This is a genomic window from Neorhizobium alkalisoli (assembly GCF_007829835.1).
Taxonomy (GTDB): domain Bacteria; phylum Pseudomonadota; class Alphaproteobacteria; order Rhizobiales; family Rhizobiaceae; genus Neorhizobium.
Map to the genome: position 1 here is coordinate 42,389 of NZ_VIWP01000001.1, position 21,394 is coordinate 63,782.

Consider the following 21,394-nt stretch of genomic DNA (forward strand, 5'->3'; position numbering starts at 1 on the left):
TCACGCCTCCACCCTTGCACGGTGATCCCCACCAAAACCCCGCCAATCGGCCTGCGGCGGCTCGTATCCGGCCGGGCGGACGAGAGAGGGTATCTGACGCGTGTCGATTTCGAAGTGCTGCTGGCGACGATCGATGGTCGGAACGGCGGAAATCAGGCGTTTCGTATAGGAATGTTGCGGGTTGGACAGGACGGAGGCCGCATCGCCGATCTCGACGATCTGCCCCGCATAAACGACGGCGATCCGGTGCGCGATCCGCTCCACCACCGCCATGTCATGGCTGACGAAGAGATAGGCAAGGCCGTATTCCTTCTGCAGGTCGATGAGCAGTTCCAGCACTCTTGCCTGAACGGAGACATCGAGCGCCGAAACCGCCTCATCCAGCACCAGAATTTTCGGATTGAGCATCAGTGCGCGGGCAATGCAGAGCCTCTGCCGCTGCCCGCCGGAAAACTGGTGCGGGTAACGCTCAAGACTGTCCTCGGGCAGGCCGACACGTTTGAGGAGCATGGCCATCCGCTCGCGCGTTTTTGCGGTGACCGGTTCACCGGCGGCAATCACCGGTTCGGCCAGAATGCTGTCGATCCGAAGCCGCGGATTGAGCGAGGCATAGGGGTTCTGGAACACCATCTGCACGCCCGGGTCCGTGCGGGTTGCCGCATTTGTCCCGGGCGTCGAAAAGTCACCGCGGATCGGTTTGACGAGGCCGAGAATGGCGCGGGCCGTGGTGGACTTGCCCGAGCCGCTTTCGCCGACGATCGCCAGCGTCTCGCCCGGCATCAGGTCGAAACCGATATTTTCGACGGCATGGACCGAGCCTGGCGAGCGGCTGAAAATGCTGCCCGAAACGGGAAAACGGACAGTAAGTCCCTCGACCTTCAACGCAGCCATCTGCTTTTGCTGACGGGCAAAATCCGCGCGCGCGGCACGGCCGGACTGGAAATGCGGAACGGCGCTGAGAAGGTGTTTCGTATAGGCATGCTGTGGCCGATCCAGGATGTCGTCGAGCGGGCCCTGTTCCACCGCTTCGCCGGCCTGCATGACCATCACCTTGTCGGCGCTGCCGGCGACGAGGCCGATATCATGGGTGATGAAGATCATGCCCATGCCGGTCTCGCGCTTCAACTCGGCGAGTAGCGCCATGATCTGCGCCTGTACGGTTACGTCGAGCGCCGTGGTCGGTTCGTCGGCAATCAGCAGGCGCGGATTGCAGGCAAGGGCCGAGGCGATCATCACCCGCTGCAGCATGCCGCCGGAAAGCTGGTTCGGCGTGTATTTGAGCCGCCGTGCGGCGTCGGGAATGCGAACCCGGTCGAGCGCATCCTTTGCTGCAGCTTCTGCCTGCCTTCCGGTCAGGCCGCGATGCAGGCGAAAGGATTCGGCAATCTGCCTGCCGATCGACAGGACCGGATTGAGCGAGGTCATCGGCTCCTGGAAGATCATGCCGATCTCGCCGCCGCGGATCTTTTCGAGAACCGGTTCCTTTGCTGTAGCGATGTCGACGGTCGTCCCGTCGGCGCGCGACAGCATGATCGAGCCGGCGGTGATCCGCCCGCCGCCGAAATCGACGAGGCGGTTGATCGAAAGCGCCGTCACGGATTTGCCGGAGCCGCTTTCGCCGACGATGGCCAGTGTTTCGCCCGCCGAAAGGTCGAAGCTGACGCCCTTCACGATCTCGGTCTTTACCAGATCGCGGCCGAAACCGACGTGAAGGTTGGAAACGGAAAGAAGCGGGCTGATCATGCGGGCCGGCTCCTTGTCTTGGGGTCAAAGATGTCGCGCAGGGCATCGCCCAGAAGGTTGAAGCCGAGAATGCTGATCATGATGGCGACGGCCGGGAAGATGAGAAGCCAGGGCGCTGTCTCCATCATGTTTCGGCTGTCCGCCAGCATCAGGCCGAGCGAGGCCGCGGGTGGTTGGGTGCCGAGGCCGAGGAAGGAAAGGCCGGCCTCGGTCAAAAGCGACCATGCGAGTGCCAGCGTCACCTGCACGGTGAGCGGCGCGACGAGGTTGAGCAGCAGATGGCGGGTCAGGATATAGCGGCGGCTGGAGCCGAAGGTGCGGGCCGCATCGACAAATTCGCGGCCCTTGATCGACAGCGCCGGGCCGCGCACGACGCGGGTAAAGATCGGCGTGTAGACAATGGCGATCGCGGCAATGCTCGTAAAACTGCCGGGGCCGGCAATGGCGATGATCAAGAGCGCGAGCAGGATGGCGGGGAAGGCAAGCAGCACATCCATGATCCGCATGACGAGGCCATCCCAAAGCCGTCCGAACCAGGCGGCGGTCAGCCCCAGTATCGTGCCAAAAATGCTGGCGATCGCGACCGAGGCGAAGGCGACGAGGAAGGACTGGCCGATCGCCGTCATCAGCCGGCTTGCGACATCGCGGCCGAACAGGTCCGTGCCCATCAGGTATTTCATGCTCGGGCCATGCAGGCGGTCGATGCGGAATTGCTGCAGCGGATTGTGCGGCGTCACCCCGAAGACGCCGAGCAGGGCGATGACCAGATAGACAAGCACGATCGTGCCGCCGATACGGCCGCTGGGATGCGAGAATATGGCTCGGAGGAAGGCCATCAGCTGCCCTCTCCAAGCCGGATGCGTGGATCGAGCGCTACATAGGCGAGATCGACGAGAAGATTGACGACCATGAAGTTGAAGGCGATGAACAGCACGCAGCCCTGCACCAGCGCATAATCCCGCTGCAGGATCGCTTCGAGCACCAGTCGTCCGAGGCCCGGCAGCGCAAAGATCTGTTCCACCAGAACGGCGCCACCCAGAAGATAACCGAACTCGACGCCGCTGATCGTCACGACCGGGATCAACGCATTGGGCAGCGCATGCCGCCAGATCACCCAGCGTTTTGGCGCGCCTCGTGAGCGGGCGGTTCGGACATAATCCTCGCTCAGCACATCGAGCATGGCGGAACGGGAAATGCGTGCGACGGAGGCGGCGAAGGCAAAGCCGAGCGTGATGGCCGGCAGGATCATCTGGCCGAGGTTTTTCAGGGGATCGACCGTGAGCGGCGTGAATTCACCCATGGTCGGCAGGATGCCGAACCCGGCCGAGAGTGCGTAGATCAGAAGCAGGCCGGTGACGAAATTCGGTGTCGACTGGCCGATCATCGCGATGATCCGCACGCCGAGGTCGGAGAGCTTTTCGGTGCGCGTTGCGGCAAAGATGCCGGCGGGCAGCCCGACCAGAATGGCAATCATCATGGAAAGCAAGGCGAGCTCGAGCGTCAGCGGAAAACGCTCGAGAATGATGCCGAGGACCGGCTTGCCGTGAATGACGGAAATGCCGAGATCGCCCTTGAACACGCCGAGCAGCCAGTGGCCATATTGCACGAGGATCGGCTGATCGATGCCGAAATAGGCCGCAAGCGCCTGCCGCTGCGCCGGTGTCAGCAGACCCGCTTCGGTGCCGAGCATGGCGGTGATCGCATCGCCCGGCACCATGCGGATGGCAACGAAGACGAGGATCGATACGCCGAGCATGACCAGCGGAAAGGTCAAAAGCCGTTTCGCCAGATAGGTCATAATGTTGTCAGGCTCTGCTGCATGGCTGTTGTGTTCCCAAGGCCGCCTCTGGCCTGTCGGCCATCTCCCCCGACAAGGGAGAGAAAACCCCGTCGCACCCGCCTGCCCAAATAGGGGCTTGGCTGTGCGATCGGGTTAAGCCCTCCCCATGTGGGGAGGGTTGGGAGGGACCTTCATTCATTGACGGTGATCCTGACCCTTGTCTTGCGGGGTCAAGAAAAGGCTTCGATCAATTCAAGCTCACCTTGCTCAGCCCGAACAGCGAGCCTTCCGGTGTCGGCTGAAAACCCTGCACGTTCTTCTGCTGCGCCGTGTAGCTGTAGGACGTGTAGAGCCAGATCCAGGGCGAGACCTCGACGAGGTGCTTTTCGAAATCGGCGAAGATCGTCTTGCGCTTGGCTGGATCCGTCTCGACGCGGCCCTTCTGCATCAGGCTGTCCAGCGTGTCGTCGATATAGTTCGAGACTTTCTGCAGGTTACCGGTCTTGGTGAAGTAGCGATTATACATCGAATAGGGATCGGCGCGGCCGCCGTTCAGCGCTACCGCCATGTCGAAATCGCCCTTCAGCCAGGCATCGACATAGACGTTGAGCTCCATCATCTTGATGTCGAGCTTGATGCCGATCTCGGCGAGCTGCGACTGCAGGACCTGCGCTTCGGCTGCAGCCGTTGCCGGTTCGCCATTGGCGGCGATCACGGTGGCGGAAAAGCCGCTGCCGAAGCCGGCATCGGCCATCAGCTTCTTCGCCTTTGTAAGATCCTTCTTGTAGCAGGGAAGTGTGCTGGCATCGGCCGTATAACCCGGCATGGTCAGCGGGCCGGTGACCTTGCCTTCGCCGACCGAGGCGGTGTCAAGCACGTCCTGACGATCGACGGCGCAGGAGATCGCCTGGCGGACGGCAAGATTGTCCATCGGCTTGCGCGACGGATTGAGCTGCAGGACGTGGTAGGCGAGAACCGGCGTGCGGTTCAGCACGAGGCTCTTTTCGTTCGGGATGAGCGTTGCGACGAGCGGATCATTGATCAGCGCAAAATCGACCTGCTTGGTGCGAAGGGCGGCGAGGATCGCCGTTTCGTCCGGCAGGACGCTGATATCGATGCCATCGACACCGACCTTGCCGCCGGCCCAGTCCTTGTTGGCGGACAGCGTTTCCTTGGAATTCGGTTCCCACTTGTCGAGTTTGAATGGACCGGAGCCGAGCGCCTTGGTGCCGACCGTGCCGGCGGTGATTTCTGCCGCCGGAACGATTGCGGCATTGATGCTTGCCATGGCCGTCAGCAGCGGCACATCCGGCTGCGACAGCTTGAAGATCACGGCCTGCGGATCCGGCGCTTCGATCGAGGCGATGGAGAGGAAGTTGGCGCGGGCGGCGGCGGCGGTCTTTTCATCGAGCAGGCGCTCGAACGAAGCTTTCACGTCGGCCGAGGTGACCGGCTTGCCATCCTGGAATTTCGCCTTCGGATCGAGCTTGAAGGTGATCTGCTTGGCGTCGGGCGCAAATTCCCAGGAGGATGCGACAGCCGGGACGATCTGCAGGTCCTTGTCGAACCGCACCAGCGGCTCATAGATCAGTTCGAGGAGGCGGATGGAGGAGAAGGCGGTCTGCTTGTGCGGATCAAGGCCGGTCGCGTCCTGTTTCCAGGCCATTTTCAGCGACGCGGCGGAGGCCGGAGCCGAAAGTGCGGAAGCGCAAAGTGCTGCCGCAAGGGTCAGTCCGGTGATGAATTTCGTCGAAAAATGCCTTCCCATTCTTATTCTCCCCTTTTTTCCAGATTTCTGGCCTGTTTCAGTAGCTTATGCTGTCTTCCCATGGATTGCGGCGCGAAGGAAGCCTCCTGCGTCATGAAGTGCATTGCGGGCGGTTTCAACCTCCATTCCGGTCAGTTCGATCAGGATCGCCAGCTTCACGTCATTGCCGGTGAGATCCAGCACGCGACGCGCCTCGTCCGCTTCGCAGCCGGTCGCCTGCATGACGATACGGGCGGCCCGCGCCTCGAGTTTCCGGTTGGTGGCGCTGAGATCGACCATCAGGTTCTGATAGCTCTTGCCGATCTTGATCATGCTGGCGGTCGTCAGCATGTTGAGAACCAGCTTTTGCGCTGTGCCGGATTTCAGCCGCGTCGAGCCGGTCAGAATTTCCGGGCCGACGACCGGGGAAATCGCGATATCGGCGATATCGGCAATGGCCGAGCCGGGATTGCAGGAGAGCGCGACGGTTTTTGCGCCAAGCGCCTTCGCATGGTTCAAGGCGCCGATCACATAGGGCGTGCGGCCGCTGACGGCGATGCCGACCACGACATCGTCCTTCGTCAGGCCGATACCGGCCAAATCCTTGGCGCCCTGTTCGGGATCGTCTTCTGCGCCTTCGATCGCGTGCATCAACGCATCATTGCCGCCGGCAATCAGGCCGACGACCGTGCCTTCGGGCACGCTGAAGGTCGGCGGGCACTCGGAGGCATCGAGCACGCCGAGCCGGCCGCTCGTGCCGGCGCCGATATAGACGAGGCGGGCGCCTTTCCGGAAAGCCCTGACGATTTCGTCGACGGCCTCGGCGATCTGCGGCAGGACTTTCTCGACGGCTTCGGGAACAAGCCGGTCTTCCGTATTGATCTCGCGCAGAACATCGACGGTCGGCAGGAGGTCGATGTCCATCGAGCGGGGATTGCGATCCTCGGAGACCAGTCGTTCCAGCTCGGAAATCAGACGCACTTCACTCATGGCAATCCTTGACCTTTCGTTAAAGGATTAGGATCGTTCATTCCTCAAGTCAATCGACTAAGGAATATTTTATTCCTATTTTGGCGAGTCTTCGGGATTAACCAATCCGTATGGGCTCAGCTGGCAGTAATGGCGCGGCGGGCAAGGATGATGGCGCCGGAAACCGCATCGCCGTCGGCCGGCTTCAGGCGGCGGCGGACGTCGGGGGAAAGCCAGGCTTCGAGCGGCGAAGAGAGGCCGCCGAGCAGGGTGACGCGGGGTGCGCCGAGATCGAACAGGGCGCGCACCAGCGTATCGATCTGTTCGGCCGCGCTCTGGACGATGCGGCGGCCGGAAGCATCGCCCTGGTCGGCATGGCGCATGACCATCGGCGCCAGTGCAGCGTAATCGGTCGCCGTAGCCCGGTCCATCCAGGCGACGGCTTCCATCGGATCGTCGCGAAAGCGCTGCATGACTTCGCTGAGAAGCGCGGTCTTTTCCAACCGTCCGTCATGGGCGCGCAAAGCGAACTGGACCGCCTTCAGCCCGAGATCGGCGCCGCTGCCCTCGTCGGAAATCGGAAAGCCGTAGCCGCCGACACGCAGGTTTTTGTCCCCGACAAAGCCGAGGCCGATCGAGCCGGTGCCGGCAATGACGATCGCGCCATCCTTGCCCGAATGGGCGCCGAGGCAGGCTCCCATGCCGTCGCTGACGAAATCAATGCTGGCAAAGTCGTGCGGAATTGCCTTAAGCGTCTCGATCGCACCCTTGCGGCCGATCCCGGCAAGGCCGATGCCGACATGCACATGCGCGGTTTTGTCGGTTTCGAGGCCCGCCTCATCAAGAGCAGCATTGAAGGCGCGCGAAATCGAGGCCCAGGCTTCCTCTATGCCGAGCCGTGTCGTGGCCGGGCCCGAAAGCCCTTGGCCCAAAACAGTGCCAGAAGCGTCTTCAATCCTTGCTCGGCAGCCGGTGCCGCCGCCATCGACGCCGAGAAAATAATGCGGCCCGCTCATATGCTTTGCCGCTCGATATCGGCACCGCAGAGTTTGAGCTTGCGGTCCAGCTGCTCGTAGCCGCGATCGAGATGGTAGACACGGTTGATGATCGTCTCGCCACTCGACACCAGCCCGGCCAGCACGAGCGAGACCGAGGCGCGCAGGTCGGTCGCCATCACCTGAGCGCCTTTGAGCGCCGGACCGCCGCGTACCAAAGCCGTCGTGCCCTGAAGCGCGATATTGGCGCCAAGCCGCATCAGTTCCGGTACGTGCATGAACCGGCTTTCGAACACCGTCTCGCGGATCAGCGATGCCCCTTCGGCGCAGGCGGCAAGCGCCATGAACTGCGCCTGCAGGTCTGTCGGGAAACCGGGATAGGGTTCGGTGGTCAGGTCCGCGCCGCGCAATGGGCCATCGCGCGACACGACGAGGCCGCGGTCGCTCGGCCAGACGCTGACGCCCATCGCCTCCAGCGCCTGCACGACGGCGGCCATGTTTTCCAGCCGGGCATTGGTGAGTTCCAGCGTGCCGCCGGTGATCGCTGCGGCAACGGCATAGGTGCCGGCCTCGATACGGTCCGGAATGCCGTGATGGCGTGCCGGCTGCCATGTCGTTGTGCCTTCGACGAGAATGCGATGCGTGCCGGCGCCTTCGATCCGGGCGCCCATGGCGGTGAGGCAGGCGGCGAGATCGGCAACTTCCGGCTCACGCGCCGCGTTCAGGATTTCGGTCTCGCCCTTGGCGGAGGTCGCCGCCATCATCGCCGTCTCGGTCGCGCCGACAGAAGGGGAGGGGAGCACGATGCGGCCACCCTTCAGCCCGCCGGTCGCCGAGGCGACGATCAGCCCGTTTTCGATGGCGATTTCGGCGCCCAATGCTGCAAGCGCCTTGATGTGCATATCGACCGGCCGGGCGCCGATCGCGCAGCCGCCGGGCAGGCTCACGCGTGCCTCACCAAAGCGGGCGAGCAGCGGTGCCAGAACGAGCACGGTCGCCCGCATCCGCCGTACGGTATCGTAGGATGCTTCCTTGGAAACGATATGTTTTGCGTCGATCACGGTCGAATGGCCGCTGCGGGTGACGTCGGCGCCATGCAGGGCGATGACGCCGAGCATGTTTTCGACATCGCTCACCTGCGGCAGGTTTGTCAGTTCCAGCGGGTGCGGGCTGAGCAGCGAGGCGGCGATCTGCGGCAGGGCGGCGTTCTTAGCGCCGGCAATGGTCACCGCGCCCTGCAATTTATGCCCGCCGACGATCCTCAATCTGTCCATGTGCCGACCCGTTCCGCTTTTCCGGACGAAACTAAACCTTGGTCACGGCCTGTCAATGATCTGGAATTTTATATTCCATTCTTCGTTTCAGTTCGTCATAATCCAGTGCAGTCAAGGGCGGGCTGTTTTCGGTGGCCATCGGAATGCTATCCTCGTCCACCATTGTCCTGATTTGCCGGATCCCATGTCAGTTCTGAAGAAGATTACTGCTCAGCTCGAAGAAATGGCCCCCGCCGACCGCGAGATCGGCCGCTTCATCCTCGACAATCCCGAGCAGATGCTGACGCTGTCTTCTGCTGCACTGGCGATGGAGACGGGCCGCAGCCAGTCGGCGGTCGTGAAATTCAGCCAGAAACTCGGTTTCGCCGGTTACCAGCAGCTGAAACTCGCCGTCAGCGAGGCGAAGGTGCAGGAGCGTCACGCGCCGCCCGGCGTGATCCATGGCACGATCGAGACCGGCGACAGCTACCTCACCATTCTGCAGAAGCTGATCGGCAGCAAGATGCTTTCCATGCAGCAGACGCTTGCCGTCAACAGCGAGCAGGAGATCGAGAAGGCTCTTCAGGCGCTGAATGGAGCGCGGCGGGTGCATCTGGCGGGCGTCGGCGCCTCTTCGCTGGTGGCGCGAGACTTTTCCTACAAGCTTATGAAGCTCGGCCGCAGCGTGCTGCACGATGCCGACAGCCATGTGCAGATGGCCAATGCCTCGACCCTAGGACGGGAGGATGTGCTGGTTGCGCTCTCCTATTCCGGCGCCAGTATCGAGACGCTCAGGATCGCAGAATTGGCGCATCAGCGGGGGGCGACGGTGATTGCGATCACCGGCCTGTCCGGAGGCCCGCTGCATCAGGCCGCCAATATCCGGCTTTATACGGTGGCGGATGAGGAGAGGGCGCGGTCGTCGTCTATCACCGCGCGCGATGCGCAGTTAATGCTGACGGATCTGCTCTTCATCTTGCTGATCCAGCGCCAGCCCGACGCCAACGAATATGTCCATAACAGCGAGCTTGCGGTTTCGGCCTTGAAGGTGCCGCGCTAGCGCCGTTCCGCGGAATGGCCTGTTGATGAAATCCCGCCCCGGCTCTAGACCTTAAGACTTCGATGGAATCCGGGACACTTTTTCGCATGTCGAATAACAGCTACTTTTCCAATCTCGGCGGTCTGCCGCCCCAGACCAATCTTCTTTCCAGCAAGGCCGTCTTCACGACGTCCTATGCGGTCATTCCCGGCTCGGTGATGAGCGATATCGTCACCAGCCTCCTTCCGCACTGGGAAAAGTCGCGTGCCTGGATCATCTCGCGGCCGCTGTCCGGTTTTGCCGAAACGTTTTCGCAATATATCATGGACGTGCAGCCCGGCGGCGGCAGTGCCCGACCGGAACCGGATGCAAGGGCGCAGGCGGCAATCTTCGTGGTCGAGGGCGAGATGGTGATCGAGCTGGACGGCAAGCCGCATGCGCTGCGGCCTGGCTCCTTTGCCTATATTCCGGCTGGCTCCGCCTGGCAGGTCTGGAACAGCAGCGGTGCGGCCGTGCGCTTCCACTGGGTGCGGAAAATCTATCAGGTCGTCGATGGCATCGAAAAGCCGCCGGCCATCTTCTCTCATGAGGACGAGGTCGAGTTCGCAGCCATGCCGGATACGGATGGCAAATGGGGCACGACGCGTTTCGTCGACCACAACGACATCCGCCACGACATGCATTTCAACATCGTCACGCTGCAGCCGGGTGCGGTGATCCCTTTCATGGAAACCCACATTATGGAGCACGGGCTCTATGTGCTGGAGGGCAAGGCCGTTTATCGCCTCAATCAGGACTGGGTCGAAGTCGAGGCCGGCGACTACATGTGGCTGCGCGCCTTTTGCCCGCAGGCCTGTTATGCGGGCGGCCCCGGCCGTTTCCGTTACCTCCTCTATAAGGATGTGAACCGGCACCCGGCGCTATCGCTTTAAGTCACCTCAAAGAAATCGGCGCGAGATCGTCGATCTCGCGTTTTCTTTTCGACGGTAAGCCAATTTTAAGCGGAAAAGATGATCTTTTCCGCATGAACAAGTGCGCTCTCTCGGTTGTCGTTCCCTGCTTTAACGAAGAAGCCGTCCTGGAGGAATTTTCCGGGCGGATGGCGAGAGCCTGCGCTGCCGTCACCAGCGATTATGAGATCATTGTCGTTGACGACGGATCGTCCGACAGCACCTGGTCGATCATCGAGAAACTGACGGATGGCGATCCCCGCTTCGTCGGTGTCCGGCTCTTCCGCAATCACGGCCACCAGCTGGCGGTGACCGCCGGATTATCGATGACGCGAGGCGAGCGCGTCCTGCTGATCGACGCGGATCTGCAGGATCCCCCGGAACTGCTGCCGGCCATGGTGAATGTCCTCGATCAGGGGCATGACGTCGTCTATGGCAAGCGCATTGCGCGCATGGGCGAAACGCCATTCAAACGCTTCACCGCGTCATCCTTTTACCGGCTCCTCAATCGGCTTTCCTCCGTTCCGATCCCGGAGGATACCGGCGATTTCCGGCTGATGACACGGCAGGTCGTCGATATTCTGAACAGCATGCCGGAACGCCATCGTTTCATTCGCGGCATGGTCAGCTGGATCGGTGGACGGCAGGTTGCCTTTCCTTATGCGCGGGACGCACGTTATGCCGGCACGACAAAATATCCACTGCGCAAGATGGTTGCGCTAGCGCTTGATGCTGTGACGAGCTTTTCGACCAAACCACTTCGTGCCGCGGTCTGGCTCGGTCTCCTATCGTCGATGTTTGCGTTTTCCATCCTTCTCTACGCCATCGTCCAATGGGCAGCCGGCAATGTCGTTCCGGGGTGGGCAAGCTCGGTGGCCACGATCTCGTTTTTCTCTGGCACACAGCTTTTCGTCATGGGCGTGTTTGGCGAATATCTCGGCCGCGTCGTGCAGGAGATCAAAGGCCGCCCCTTGTTCACGATTGGGGAAATTCGGCAGCAGCAAGCGGCTGCAGGTCGCATAGACGATGTGCACGGTCTTCAGGCGTCGCTGGAGAAACGCCACCGCCCTGAAAAGAGTGCATCCGCCCCATGAACGCAGTGAAGTCGGACTTGACCGAAGACGAGCAGGCGAACCTCGTTGCCCCGAATCAAGCCGATTGCCGGCGCGAAAGCCTGCGGGCTGTCGCTTTTATCGTTCTCGCGGCGCTTATCTCGCTCATACCGGTGCTATCGGTACGTTTCCCGCCGATGACCGACTATGCCAACCATTATGTCCGGTTATGGCTTCTGACCGGTGGCATCAACCGGCCACATATGGCCGATTTTTACCAGATCGACTGGAACGTCGCCTGGACAAATATCGCCATCGATCTGATGGCGTTTGTGCTCGGCAAGGTGGCAGGTATTGGCATTATCGGACCGCTGATGCTTGGTCTTGCCTTGCTGCTGCCTTCGCTTGGCGTTGCGCTGCTCAACCGCAAGCTTTTCGGCGGCTTCCATTGGTGGCAGGTTCTTTGTTTTGTTCTCGCCTGGAATTCAGTCTTCCTTTTCGGCTTCCTCAGCTTCTCGATCAGTCTCGGGCTCGCGCTGATCTTCGCTTATGCCGACGAGCATCTGAAATCGAGAAATCCGGCGCTCGTTTTTGGCGTGCGCGCAGTCCTGTCCGCCATCCTGCTCGTTGCTCACCCCTTTGGTTTGCTGTTTTACACAGCCCTGCTTGCCGCGCTCGCGTTCGGACCATCGATTGCGCCCTTACGGCAGCGAAAGATGTTTTTCGCCGCGGTCTTGCGGGTTTTGGTCGCCGTCGCTCCGGTCTTTCTTCCCCTGGTCATATTCCTGTTGTTTGGCCCCTCATTGCCCGGCCAGAAAAACGTCTCCCTGTTCGAAAGCATGTATTGGGACAATCCGTCCCTCATCCGCTCTTTCATGATGCTGCTGACGTATTTCAGGACTTATGACATTCGCATCGACATGATCTACCTGTTGCTGCTGCTCGTTGTGGTTCGCGAAACCATCCGGCGAAATCTCATGCGCCTCCATTGGGGCCTCATCCTCGCTTCGATCGTTTTGGGCCTGCTATCCCTGGTCATGCCGACTCAGGTCTTTGACACCGGCGGTATCGACGTCCGTTTGCCCTGCATGATGGCCCTTGCGGCTGCTGCTGGTCTTCGGCCGGATGTGAGGGGACGGCTGCAGCTCATCATCTTGCCGGTCGTTTTTCTCGTCGTCGCCTCTCGCACCGCCTTCATCGAATATGTCTGGCTGCAGCGGTCTGCGGATGTCGCCTCCGTCGAGAGGGTCCTTGATCACGTAGAGCCGGGTGCAGCCATATTGCCAGCGCAAACTTCACTCGATACGGCTGAGTTTCAGAAGATGCCAGTCGGCCGGTCGGTCGGCGGCATGTTCCCGAGCTTCCTGCATTATCCTGCGCTTGCAAGTCTGGAGCGGGATGCGTTCATGCCATATCTGTTTACCGCCGCAGGCAAGCAGCCATTGCGGGTGCGTGAACCGTGGCGCGCTATTTCCGTACCGGAAGGTGCACCTGTTCCAAGCCGATTGCTCGATATGGATGTCGCTGACTATCTTCCTTACATGGCCGACTGGAAAAACCGGTTCGATTATATCCTGCTTTTGAATGCCGATATGGAAAGCTCCTCTTATCCCATGCCGACATTCGACACGGTCCATATCGTCGCAGACGAAGGCTTCGCCCGCCTTTATCGGATTGATCATGATGCTTCTCATTAAAAGGCGCCAGATCGTGCTTTGACGAAGATCAAGACTTGAGCAGATGTGCTCGAAATAAATTTATCAAATGGTCAAAATTTTATCAGGCGATAAATTTCGCTCGACCAAACTTCTCTAAGTATCTGATATATATAAGATACATCATCTGGCACGACGCTTGCGTCGATCCATTCAGCGCACGCCTGTCAAATGTGCAGCATTGAAGGGATCAGGATATGGAAATCGGAGTTTTCATCCCGATTGGGAACAATGGGTGGCTGCTTTCGGAGAACGCACCGCAATACAAGCCGAGCTTCGAGCTCAACAAGGAAATTACCCTCAAGGCCGAAAAATACGGCTTTGATTTCGCGCTCTCGATGATCAAGCTGCGCGGTTTCGGCGGCAAGACGGAATTTTGGGATTACAATCTCGAATCTTTCACGCTGATGGCCGGTCTTGCCGCCGTCACCTCGAAGATAAAACTGTTCGGCACGGCCGCGACGCTGGTCATGCCGCCGGCCATCGTCGCGCGCATGGCAACCACGATCGACAGCATTTCCGGTGGCCGTTTCGGCGTCAATCTCATCACAGGCTGGCAGCGCCCCGAATATAGTCAGATGGGGCTGTGGCCGGGCGACGATTATTTCGGCGATCGCTACCAGTATCTCGATGAATACACGACGGTGCTGAAGGAGCTGCTCACTTTCGGTCAGTCGGATTTTAAGGGCCAGTTCTTCCAAATGGAGGATTGCCAGATGAAGCCGGTGCCGGAAGGTCCGGTCAAGATGATCTGCGCCGGCTCTTCCGACAAGGGAATGGCATTTTCTGCCAAGTTCGCGGATTACAGCTTTTGCTTCGGTGTCGGTGTCAACACGCCGACCGCTTTCGCAAAGACCAATGAGCGCCTGCTGGCCGCAACCGAAAAGACAGGACGCGACGTTCGTTCCTTCGTGCTGACGATGATCATTGCCGAGGAAAAATCCGAGGATGCCTGGGCGAAATGGGAGCATTACAAGGCCGGCGCCGACCAGGATGCGATCAAGTGGCTCGGGTTGCAGAGCGCGGTCGATACCAAATCCGGCGCCGATACCAATGTCCGCCACATGTCCAACCCGGTTTCGGCGGTCAATATCAACATGGGCACGCTGATCGGCTCCTATGAGGAAGTGGCGGCCATGCTGGACGAAATGTCCGAAGTACCCGGCACCGGCGGCGCCATGCTGACCTTCGACGACTTTGTTGAAGGTGTCGAAAAGTTCGGCAAATATATCCAACCATTGATGAAATGCCGGCAGCATGTCCTGCCGCTTCTGGAGGCCGCCGAATGAGCACTGTCGCAGGATACCAGATGCCGGTTGGCAAGTCGGAAAGCGTCACGCTTCCGGCCCGTCCGGAGCCGATCACGCTCAAGCCATCGGAAACCGCCATCGTCGTGGTCGACATGCAGAATGCCTATTCGACCGAGGGCGGTTATGTCGATCTTGCCGGGTTCGACATTTCCGGCGCCAAGGGCACGATCGCCAATATCAAGAAGACGCTGGAGACGGCCCGCGCCAATGGCGTACAGGTGATCTATTTCCAGAACGGCTGGGACAAGGATTATATCGAGGCCGGTGGCCCCGGCTCGCCCAATTGGCACAAGTCGAATGCGCTGAAGCATATGCGGGCCAATCCCGAGCTTCAGGGCCAGCTTCTCGCCAAGGGTGGCTGGGACTATGCGATTGTCGACGAGTTGCAGCCGCAGCCGGGCGACATTCTGGTCCCTAAGACGCGTTATAGCGGGTTCTTCAATACCAATATGGACAGCGTCCTGCGCGCCCGCGGTATCCGCAATCTGGTGTTTGTCGGCATCGCCACCAATGTCTGCGTTGAAAGCTCGCTGCGCGATGCCTTCCACCTCGAATATTTCGGCGTGATGCTGGAGGATGCGACCCATCATCTGGGGCCTGACTTCATCCAGCAGGCGACCGTCTACAATGTGGAAAAATTCTTCGGCTGGGTCGCGACCGTCAATGATTTCTGTGGCGTGATCAGCCAGGCGGCTCCGGCGGCCTGAGCATCGTTTTATCAAGGAGAGGAAACCGAATGCCCAAGTCCATTATCGTTCCCGAAGGCACACAGAAGCCGATCGCCCCTTATTCGCCCGGCACACTTGCCGATGGTGTCGTTTATGTTTCCGGCACGCTGCCGTTCGACAAGAACAACGATGTCGTTCATGTCGGTGATGCCGGCGCTCAAACAAGGCATGTGCTCGAAGTCATCAAGTCGGTCATCGAGACGGCCGGCGGCACGATGGAAGATGTCACGATGAACCACATCTTCATCACCGACTGGGCCAATTACCAGGCAGTCAACAAGGTCTATGCCGAATATTTCCCGGGCGACAAGCCGGCGCGTTATTGCATCCAGTGCGGTCTGGTCAAGCCGGATGCGCTGGTCGAGATCGCTACCGTCGCACATATCGGCAAATAGTCCGTGCTGTATCATCAGGTTCACGGGGCGTCCGACGCCCCGACCATCATCCTGTCATCGGGTCTCGGCGGCAGTCATGCCTATTGGGCGCCGCAGATCGAGGCGCTTTCCCGTCGTTTCCGTGTCGTCACCTATGATCAGTTCGGCACGGGGCGGTCGCCAGGCGAAGTTCCCGAGAATGGCGGTATCGCTGCGATGGCCGATGATGTCATCGCACTTGCGGAAGAACTCGGCATCGAGAGTTTCAGCCTGATGGGGCATGCGCTAGGCGGGTTGATTGGCCTCGATCTCGCGGCCCGTCGACCGGAACTCATCGAAAATCTGGTTCTCATCAATGCCTGGGGCAAGGCCGATCCGCATTCCGGTCGGTGTTTCGACGTTCGCATCGAGCTTCTGAAAAAGTCCGGCGTTCCGGCTTTCGTCAAGGCACAGCCGCTTTTCCTGTATCCGGCTGTGTGGATGTCGGAAAATGCGGCCCGGATGGATGCCGAGGAAGCCCATGCAGCGGCCCATTTCCAGGGCGAGCAGAATATCTTGCGGCGCATCGCCGCGCTGCGCGCTTTTGATATCGAGGCACGCTTGTCTGAGATCACCCATCCGACGCTTCTGGTCGCGACGAAGGATGATCTTCTGGTTCCCTTCACGCGCTCGGTAATGCTTGCCGGACAGATGCCGAATGCCGAACTCTGCCTGATGGAATTTGGCGCCCATGCAGTGAATGTGGTCGACCCTGCCGGCTTTAACCGCGCAATGATGGCTTTCCTGGCGCCGTAGCGTCAATCGACATTTCACCAATCCGGTATTCGTCCAAAATCCTCCCCCTGGAAATCTCCTCGATTTCCGGGGGGATGCTTTTCTGCGTCCGGTCTGACACGGAAGGTTAAGAAAATTCCTGCCATTGTTAAAAAATGCATATTTACTAAAATACAACCTTGTCTGGATGGAATCTCTTAAATTTCGTGTGTCAGGGTGAAACGCAAAGGAGCAGTCATGAGGATCGCTTCAAACAGACGCCGCGTTTCTGCGGCTTCGCCAAATGTAGAGACAAGCTCCATGCCCCTGGAAATTGTGCAGATTATCCAAGAGTTTAGTACTGTCGGTGGAGCTGAGAACGTATCGTGGGAGCTGGCCCGTGCATTCGAGCGCCTGGGTATTTCCAATCTAGTTCTGACCTCTCGCTCTGCGGCAGCGCCAGATGCCAAGAACGTACGCCTGGTCATACCCTTCACGTCTTCGATCCCGACGCGGGGACCTTTGCGGTATATCGGTCGCCTGCTGGTCGTTCCACTGTTTACCTTCGTTGCCACTTTCACGCTTCGGCACTATCGAAACGCGGTTGCAATCAGCCATGGCGATACGCTGGCGGGCGACATTCTCGTCGTTCATGCCGTGAATATCGAGAACCTGCATGAGAAGCGTCGGGCCGGCGAATGGATGTGGCGGTTCAATCCGCTGCATCTATGGGTTTCGCTACGCGATCATTTCATGATTGGTGGCCTGCGATATCGCCGCTATGTCGCGGTCTCGCCGCGTGTCGCTGGCGAACTCAAGCATCATTACAACGTGCCTGCCGATCGTATCCAGGTCATTCCCAACGGTATCGACGTCGAGCGCTTCAAGCCGGATCAGGCTGCGCGCCGTACGGCCCGGGCGCGTTTTGGAATTCCGCCGGATGCGCAGCTGCTTCTGTTCGTCGGGCATGAATTCGATCGCAAGGGCCTTGCCCATATCATCGGCGCGATGGAGCGGCTCGGACCGGAATACTGGCTTCTGGTCGTCGGGGCCGGCGATGAAGGCCGCTATAAGCGTATGGTAAGTCAGCTGCGTGGCCGGGTTGTCTTTGCTGGCGAGCAGCGCGGGCTTGAAAGCATCTATCCGGCAGCCGATGCCTTCGTCCTGCCGACGGCCTACGAGACCTTCTCACTGGTCTGCATGGAGGCCATGGCCTGTGCGGTCCCTGTCTTCGCCACCCGCGTCGGCGGCATCGAGGATTATCTGGTGGATGGCCATAACGGCTTTTCCATCGAGCGAGACCCGAACGATGTCGCCGCCAAGCTTGCCCAGGCCTTTCAGGACAAGGAAGGCCTCAAGCAACTTGCAAAAGGCGCTTACGAAACGGCGCTCGGCTACCGATGGGATGCGATCGCAACCCAGTATGTAGCGCTGGTCGAGCAGGTCGATCGCGAGAAGAAAGCCAGTACCAGAAGTACAGGTCCAGGAATGGTTAAGGTTGTATAAATTCAAGATGGCCAAGCCAAGTTTCTCGGTATCCGGAAGTTTGGCCTGAGGCTGCAGGTGTTAACTAAGTAAATGAAATTTACTACTTTGTTAACAAACATAACACCTGACAGGTCTATATGGATCTGTTCCGGCACGTAAGTGAGGACCGGCGAATGCGCGTCGCGATAGTACATGATTGGCTCTATGTGGTCGGGGGCGCGGAGCGCGTCCTCAAGGAGATAATCCATTGCTATCCGGAAGCCGATATCTATGCCCTGTTCGATTTCCTGACGCCCGAGGATCGCGCCAAGGTCGGCATCCGGGAAACCAAAACGAGTTTCCTTCAGCGTTTGCCCTTCGTCCGCCGCTGGCACCGTGCGTTTCTTCCATTGATGCCGATCGCCATCGAGCAGCTCGATCTGTCGGAATATGATCTCGTTATTTCCAGCAGCTATGCGGTTGCCAAGGGCGTCCTCACCGGGCCGAACCAGATCCATATCGCCTATGTGCATTCGCCGATGCGTTATGCCTGGGATCTGCAGCACACCTATCTGGCCGAGACGGGCAATACGCGTGGCGTCAAAAGCATGCTGATGCGCTATATCCTGCACAAGATGCGGCTCTGGGACACGCGCACGGCCAATGGGCCGGATGTCATCGTTGCCAACTCGCATTTCATCTCGCGCCGTATCCGCAAGGTTTATGGTCGGGCGGCGAAGGTCATCTATCCGCCGGTCCAGCTTTCGACACGTGACATAAAGCCCGCCAACCGGTCGCATTTCCTCGCGGCAAGCCGGCTCGTGCCCTACAAGAATATCGAGGCGATCGTTCGCGCCTTTGAAAAGCTTCCGGACCAGAAGCTGATCGTTGCCGGCCACGGGCCGCAGGCCGCGCATCTGAAGTCGATCGCCGGCCCGAACGTCACCTTTGCCGGCTTCGTCAAGGATGACGAGCTGCGTAGCCTGATGGCCTCGGCGCGTGCCTTCGTTTTTGCCGCCGAAGAGGATTTCGGCATCGTTCCCGTCGAAGCGCAGTCGGAAGGGACGCCGGTCCTGGCGCTTCGCAAGGGCGGCTCGCTGGAGACCGTCATCGAGAAGAAGACAGGCCTCTTTTTCGATGCGCCGGAGCCCGATCGGATCGCAGCGACGGTGCGGGCCTTCATCGAAACCGAGACGGAATTTTCGGCAGAGACCTGCCGCACCCATGCATCGCGCTTCGCACCGGAGCGTTTTCGCCGGGAAATAAAGTCGACGGTCGAGGAGGCGCTGGTCGCTTTCAAGCCGGCTGTCGGACCGCAATTCGAGCAGCCGCAGCAGCTCTCAGCAAGAAAAAAGTGAGACGCCTGTGGCAGACAGTCGATCCTTCGAAAGCATGAGCAAAAGCCTTCCCTTAAGCCCAAGGGCCGCAGACATGCTTGCCGGCCTTTGGCGCCAGAAGATCCTGTTCGTGCTGGTCGTGGCCGCTGTGCTGGTTGCCACAGTCGGTGCGCTCGTGGTGCTGCCGGTCCGTTATCTCGCGACGGGAACGGTAATCGTCGCCGAACCGGATCCCGGCGTTGCGGATCCATCTGCATTGCGCACCCAGAATGCCGGCGATCCGGCCGACCTTGAGAGCCAGTTGATGATCCTGCGGTCTCCGAGACTGGTCAAGCTTGCGCTGGAACAACCAAGCGCGCTGGACGCGCTCAAGCGCGAATGCCGGTCCTCCCGTAGCCTGTTTTCCGGCAGTCGGAATTGTGATGGGCTGACGTCGGACGATCCGCAGCTGATCGATCGCGTCGGCGGCCTGTATTCGATCGGAACAGCTGGCCGCTCCCGCGTCATCAACATCGCCTACCAGTCCAATCTGCCCGATGTCGCCCAGTCGCTTGCCAATGCGCTGATCGCCGCCTTCCTTGCCGACCAACGTGACGGCATGTCGAGCGGTCGCGAGGAAGCGGCCAAATGGATGTGGCAGGAACTGGCAAGGCTCGACAGCGACATCCGCGCTCAGGATACGCAGATCGAGGATTACCGCCGCCAGAAGGGTTTGATGCGTGGCGCAACGGCGCCCATCGCCTCCGAGCAGCTGACAAGTATCGGCCAGCAGCTTGCCGCTGCGCAGCAAAACAAGGCACAGGCGGCTGCACGCCTCAAGGAAATCCGGGAAGGCCAGTCGGGTGGGGCATCCAGTGCCACCAGCGTTCTCGACAATCGCTCCATCGCCGACCTCAAACAACAGATCGCAGCAGCAAGACGCCAGCTGGCCGCGACGACCACGATTTTCGGACCGCGGCATCCGCAGCTCAGGGTCCAGCAGGACGCGCTAGACGCTCTGCAGCAGCAGCTTTCCGTTGAGACCCGCAAGGTCAGTGAAAGCGCCCAGAAGGATTTTGACGCGGCTTCCAGCCTGGTGAATTCCCTGCAGTCGCAGATGAAGACTGCGACAGACGAGGCCGGGAAGGCCGCCTCCAATGAAGCCTCTATCGAAGGCATGGTGCGCGGCGTGGCGATCAAGCGCCAGCAATATGCCGAACTCTACCAGCGCGCCAGCGCGCTCGAAACCGAGCGCCGCTCGCTGATCGGCAGCACGCGTCTGATCAGCCTTGCCGAACTGCCTTTGAAGCCGGTCTTCCCGAAGAAGGTACCATTCCTCGCCATCGGCCTCGTCCTTGGCCTGATCCTTGGAGCAGTCGCAGCCTTGCTGCGTGACAAGTTTGCCGGCGGACCTTCGTCTGTGCCCCTCGCTCCGCAGGAGCCGGAGACGCTTGTCGCGTCCAACGCTCCGACTGCGCCGCGCCGGCCGCCGGCCATCATCGAACTGCCCGCCCTCAAGCCCGGTAGTCTGCTCGACAGCGCGACAATGTCTCTGCCCTCGGCACTCTGGAAGGCTTCGGCGGCACGCGACATGCAGCTGGCGCTGGACGACCTTCTGTCCGGGCTGCAGGAGCATGGTCTCGGAGACAATGTGAAACGCATCCTCGTCACCTCGGCAAGGGTTGGCCAAGGCAAGACCTTCACCACGATCGCGCTTGCGCGCGCCGCCGCCCGGGCCGGCATGAAGGTGCTTGCAATCGAATGCGCGTCCGCGCGCGGCGATTTCGAAGAGGCCTTTGTTTTCGACAGCGAAGGCGGGCTTTCCGATATTCTGAACGACCGTGTCGATCCGGCTTCGATCGTCCAGAGCGGTACGATCGAAGGTTTCCACCTTCTTCCTTCCGGCCACCAGCCGATGTCTTTCGTTGGCACGGCGAGCCGGCGCAAGATGTCGGCTCTTCTCGAATGGGCGCGCGGTTACGATCTGATTCTGCTCGACGGTCCCTGCCTCGGCGACGAGGCGACGGCGCTGGCTGCTCTCGTCGATGGCCTGCTGATCTGCACCAATGGCGACGAGCCGTTCCGCGAAGACGGGTTTGCCGGCGGATTGCTCGGGCATCCGCTCGCCATCGTCGTCACCGCGGCGCGTCCTGCCGAGGTGCAGCGTCCGACTGTTTCCCTCAGCCGAAGCAGGATCGCGTAA

The 21,394-nt window shown here is 60.2% G+C and carries 18 protein-coding genes; 11 read left to right on the forward strand and 7 right to left on the reverse strand.

Annotation, left to right across the window (positions count from 1 at the left end; all coding sequences use genetic code 11):
- The 7 genes from FHW37_RS00235 to murA all read right to left on the reverse strand — a co-directional run bounded on the left by FHW37_RS00235 (position 1) and on the right by murA (position 8,508).
- On the reverse strand, positions 1–1,740 hold the full coding sequence (locus FHW37_RS00235) for an ABC transporter ATP-binding protein (RefSeq protein ID WP_145633693.1): 1,740 nt from the start codon (positions 1,738–1,740) through the stop codon (positions 1–3).
- Complete coding sequence (locus FHW37_RS00240) at positions 1,740–2,579, reverse strand: ABC transporter permease (RefSeq protein WP_145631110.1); 840 nt, start codon at positions 2,577–2,579, stop codon at positions 1,740–1,742. The genes FHW37_RS00235 and FHW37_RS00240 overlap by 1 nt, the downstream gene beginning before the upstream one ends.
- Entirely contained in the window at positions 2,579–3,541 is a 963-nt protein-coding gene (locus tag FHW37_RS00245) for an ABC transporter permease (protein ID WP_145631112.1), read from the reverse strand. Before FHW37_RS00245 ends, FHW37_RS00240 begins: the two co-directional genes overlap by 1 nt.
- A 229-nt stretch (positions 3,542–3,770) precedes the next feature.
- On the reverse strand, positions 3,771–5,291 hold the full coding sequence (locus FHW37_RS00250; protein ID WP_145631114.1) for an ABC transporter substrate-binding protein: 1,521 nt from the start codon (positions 5,289–5,291) through the stop codon (positions 3,771–3,773).
- Positions 5,292–5,336: 45 nt separating this feature from the next.
- Entirely contained in the window at positions 5,337–6,260 is a 924-nt protein-coding gene (murQ, locus tag FHW37_RS00255) for an N-acetylmuramic acid 6-phosphate etherase (protein ID WP_145631116.1), read from the reverse strand.
- 116 nt (positions 6,261–6,376) lie between these two features.
- Positions 6,377–7,255, reverse strand: coding sequence for an N-acetylglucosamine kinase (locus FHW37_RS00260; RefSeq protein WP_145631118.1), 879 nt, complete (start codon positions 7,253–7,255; stop codon positions 6,377–6,379).
- Positions 7,252–8,508, reverse strand: a complete 1,257-nt coding sequence (gene murA, locus FHW37_RS00265; RefSeq protein WP_145631121.1) for a UDP-N-acetylglucosamine 1-carboxyvinyltransferase — start codon at positions 8,506–8,508, stop codon at positions 7,252–7,254. Before murA ends, FHW37_RS00260 begins: the two co-directional genes overlap by 4 nt.
- A 184-nt stretch (positions 8,509–8,692) precedes the next feature.
- Here murA and FHW37_RS00270 point away from each other — a divergent pair, with 184 nt between their 5' ends.
- The 11 genes from FHW37_RS00270 to FHW37_RS00320 all read left to right on the forward strand — a co-directional run bounded on the left by FHW37_RS00270 (position 8,693) and on the right by FHW37_RS00320 (position 21,394).
- Positions 8,693–9,547, forward strand: a complete 855-nt coding sequence (locus FHW37_RS00270) for a MurR/RpiR family transcriptional regulator (RefSeq protein WP_145631123.1) — start codon at positions 8,693–8,695, stop codon at positions 9,545–9,547.
- 86 nt (positions 9,548–9,633) lie between these two features.
- The gene (locus FHW37_RS00275) at positions 9,634–10,458 is read left to right on the forward strand and encodes a bifunctional allantoicase/(S)-ureidoglycine aminohydrolase (protein WP_145631125.1); all 825 of its coding nucleotides are present in this window, start codon (positions 9,634–9,636) and stop codon (positions 10,456–10,458) included.
- 92 nt (positions 10,459–10,550) lie between these two features.
- On the forward strand, positions 10,551–11,570 hold the full coding sequence (locus tag FHW37_RS00280; protein WP_145631127.1) for a glycosyltransferase family 2 protein: 1,020 nt from the start codon (positions 10,551–10,553) through the stop codon (positions 11,568–11,570).
- Positions 11,567–13,225 (forward strand): hypothetical protein, encoded by a 1,659-nt coding sequence (locus FHW37_RS00285; RefSeq protein ID WP_145631129.1) that lies wholly within the window; start codon positions 11,567–11,569, stop codon positions 13,223–13,225. Before FHW37_RS00280 ends, FHW37_RS00285 begins: the two co-directional genes overlap by 4 nt.
- Positions 13,226–13,440: 215 nt before the next feature.
- Positions 13,441–14,532 carry a pyrimidine utilization protein A gene (rutA, locus tag FHW37_RS00290; RefSeq protein ID WP_145631131.1) on the forward strand — a complete coding sequence of 364 codons (1,092 nt, stop codon included), beginning with the start codon at positions 13,441–13,443 and terminating at the stop codon, positions 14,530–14,532.
- A complete protein-coding gene (gene rutB, locus FHW37_RS00295) occupies positions 14,529–15,260 on the forward strand; it encodes a pyrimidine utilization protein B (RefSeq protein WP_145631135.1) in 732 nt (243 codons plus the stop codon). Before rutA ends, rutB begins: the two co-directional genes overlap by 4 nt.
- 29 nt (positions 15,261–15,289) lie before the next feature.
- Entirely contained in the window at positions 15,290–15,676 is a 387-nt protein-coding gene (gene rutC / locus FHW37_RS00300; protein WP_145631137.1) for a pyrimidine utilization protein C, read from the forward strand.
- Between the two features lie 3 nt (positions 15,677–15,679).
- Positions 15,680–16,450: a pyrimidine utilization protein D gene (rutD, locus tag FHW37_RS00305; RefSeq protein ID WP_186458094.1), complete on the forward strand. Its 771-nt coding sequence runs from the start codon at positions 15,680–15,682 to the stop codon at positions 16,448–16,450.
- 279 nt (positions 16,451–16,729) lie between these two features.
- Positions 16,730–17,914 carry a glycosyltransferase family 4 protein gene (locus FHW37_RS00310; RefSeq protein WP_145631139.1) on the forward strand — a complete coding sequence of 395 codons (1,185 nt, stop codon included), beginning with the start codon at positions 16,730–16,732 and terminating at the stop codon, positions 17,912–17,914.
- Positions 17,915–18,069: 155 nt separating this feature from the next.
- Positions 18,070–19,233: a glycosyltransferase gene (locus tag FHW37_RS00315; protein ID WP_145631141.1), complete on the forward strand. Its 1,164-nt coding sequence runs from the start codon at positions 18,070–18,072 to the stop codon at positions 19,231–19,233.
- Positions 19,234–19,306: 73 nt separating this feature from the next.
- On the forward strand, positions 19,307–21,394 hold the full coding sequence (locus FHW37_RS00320) for a GumC family protein (RefSeq protein WP_186458095.1): 2,088 nt from the start codon (positions 19,307–19,309) through the stop codon (positions 21,392–21,394).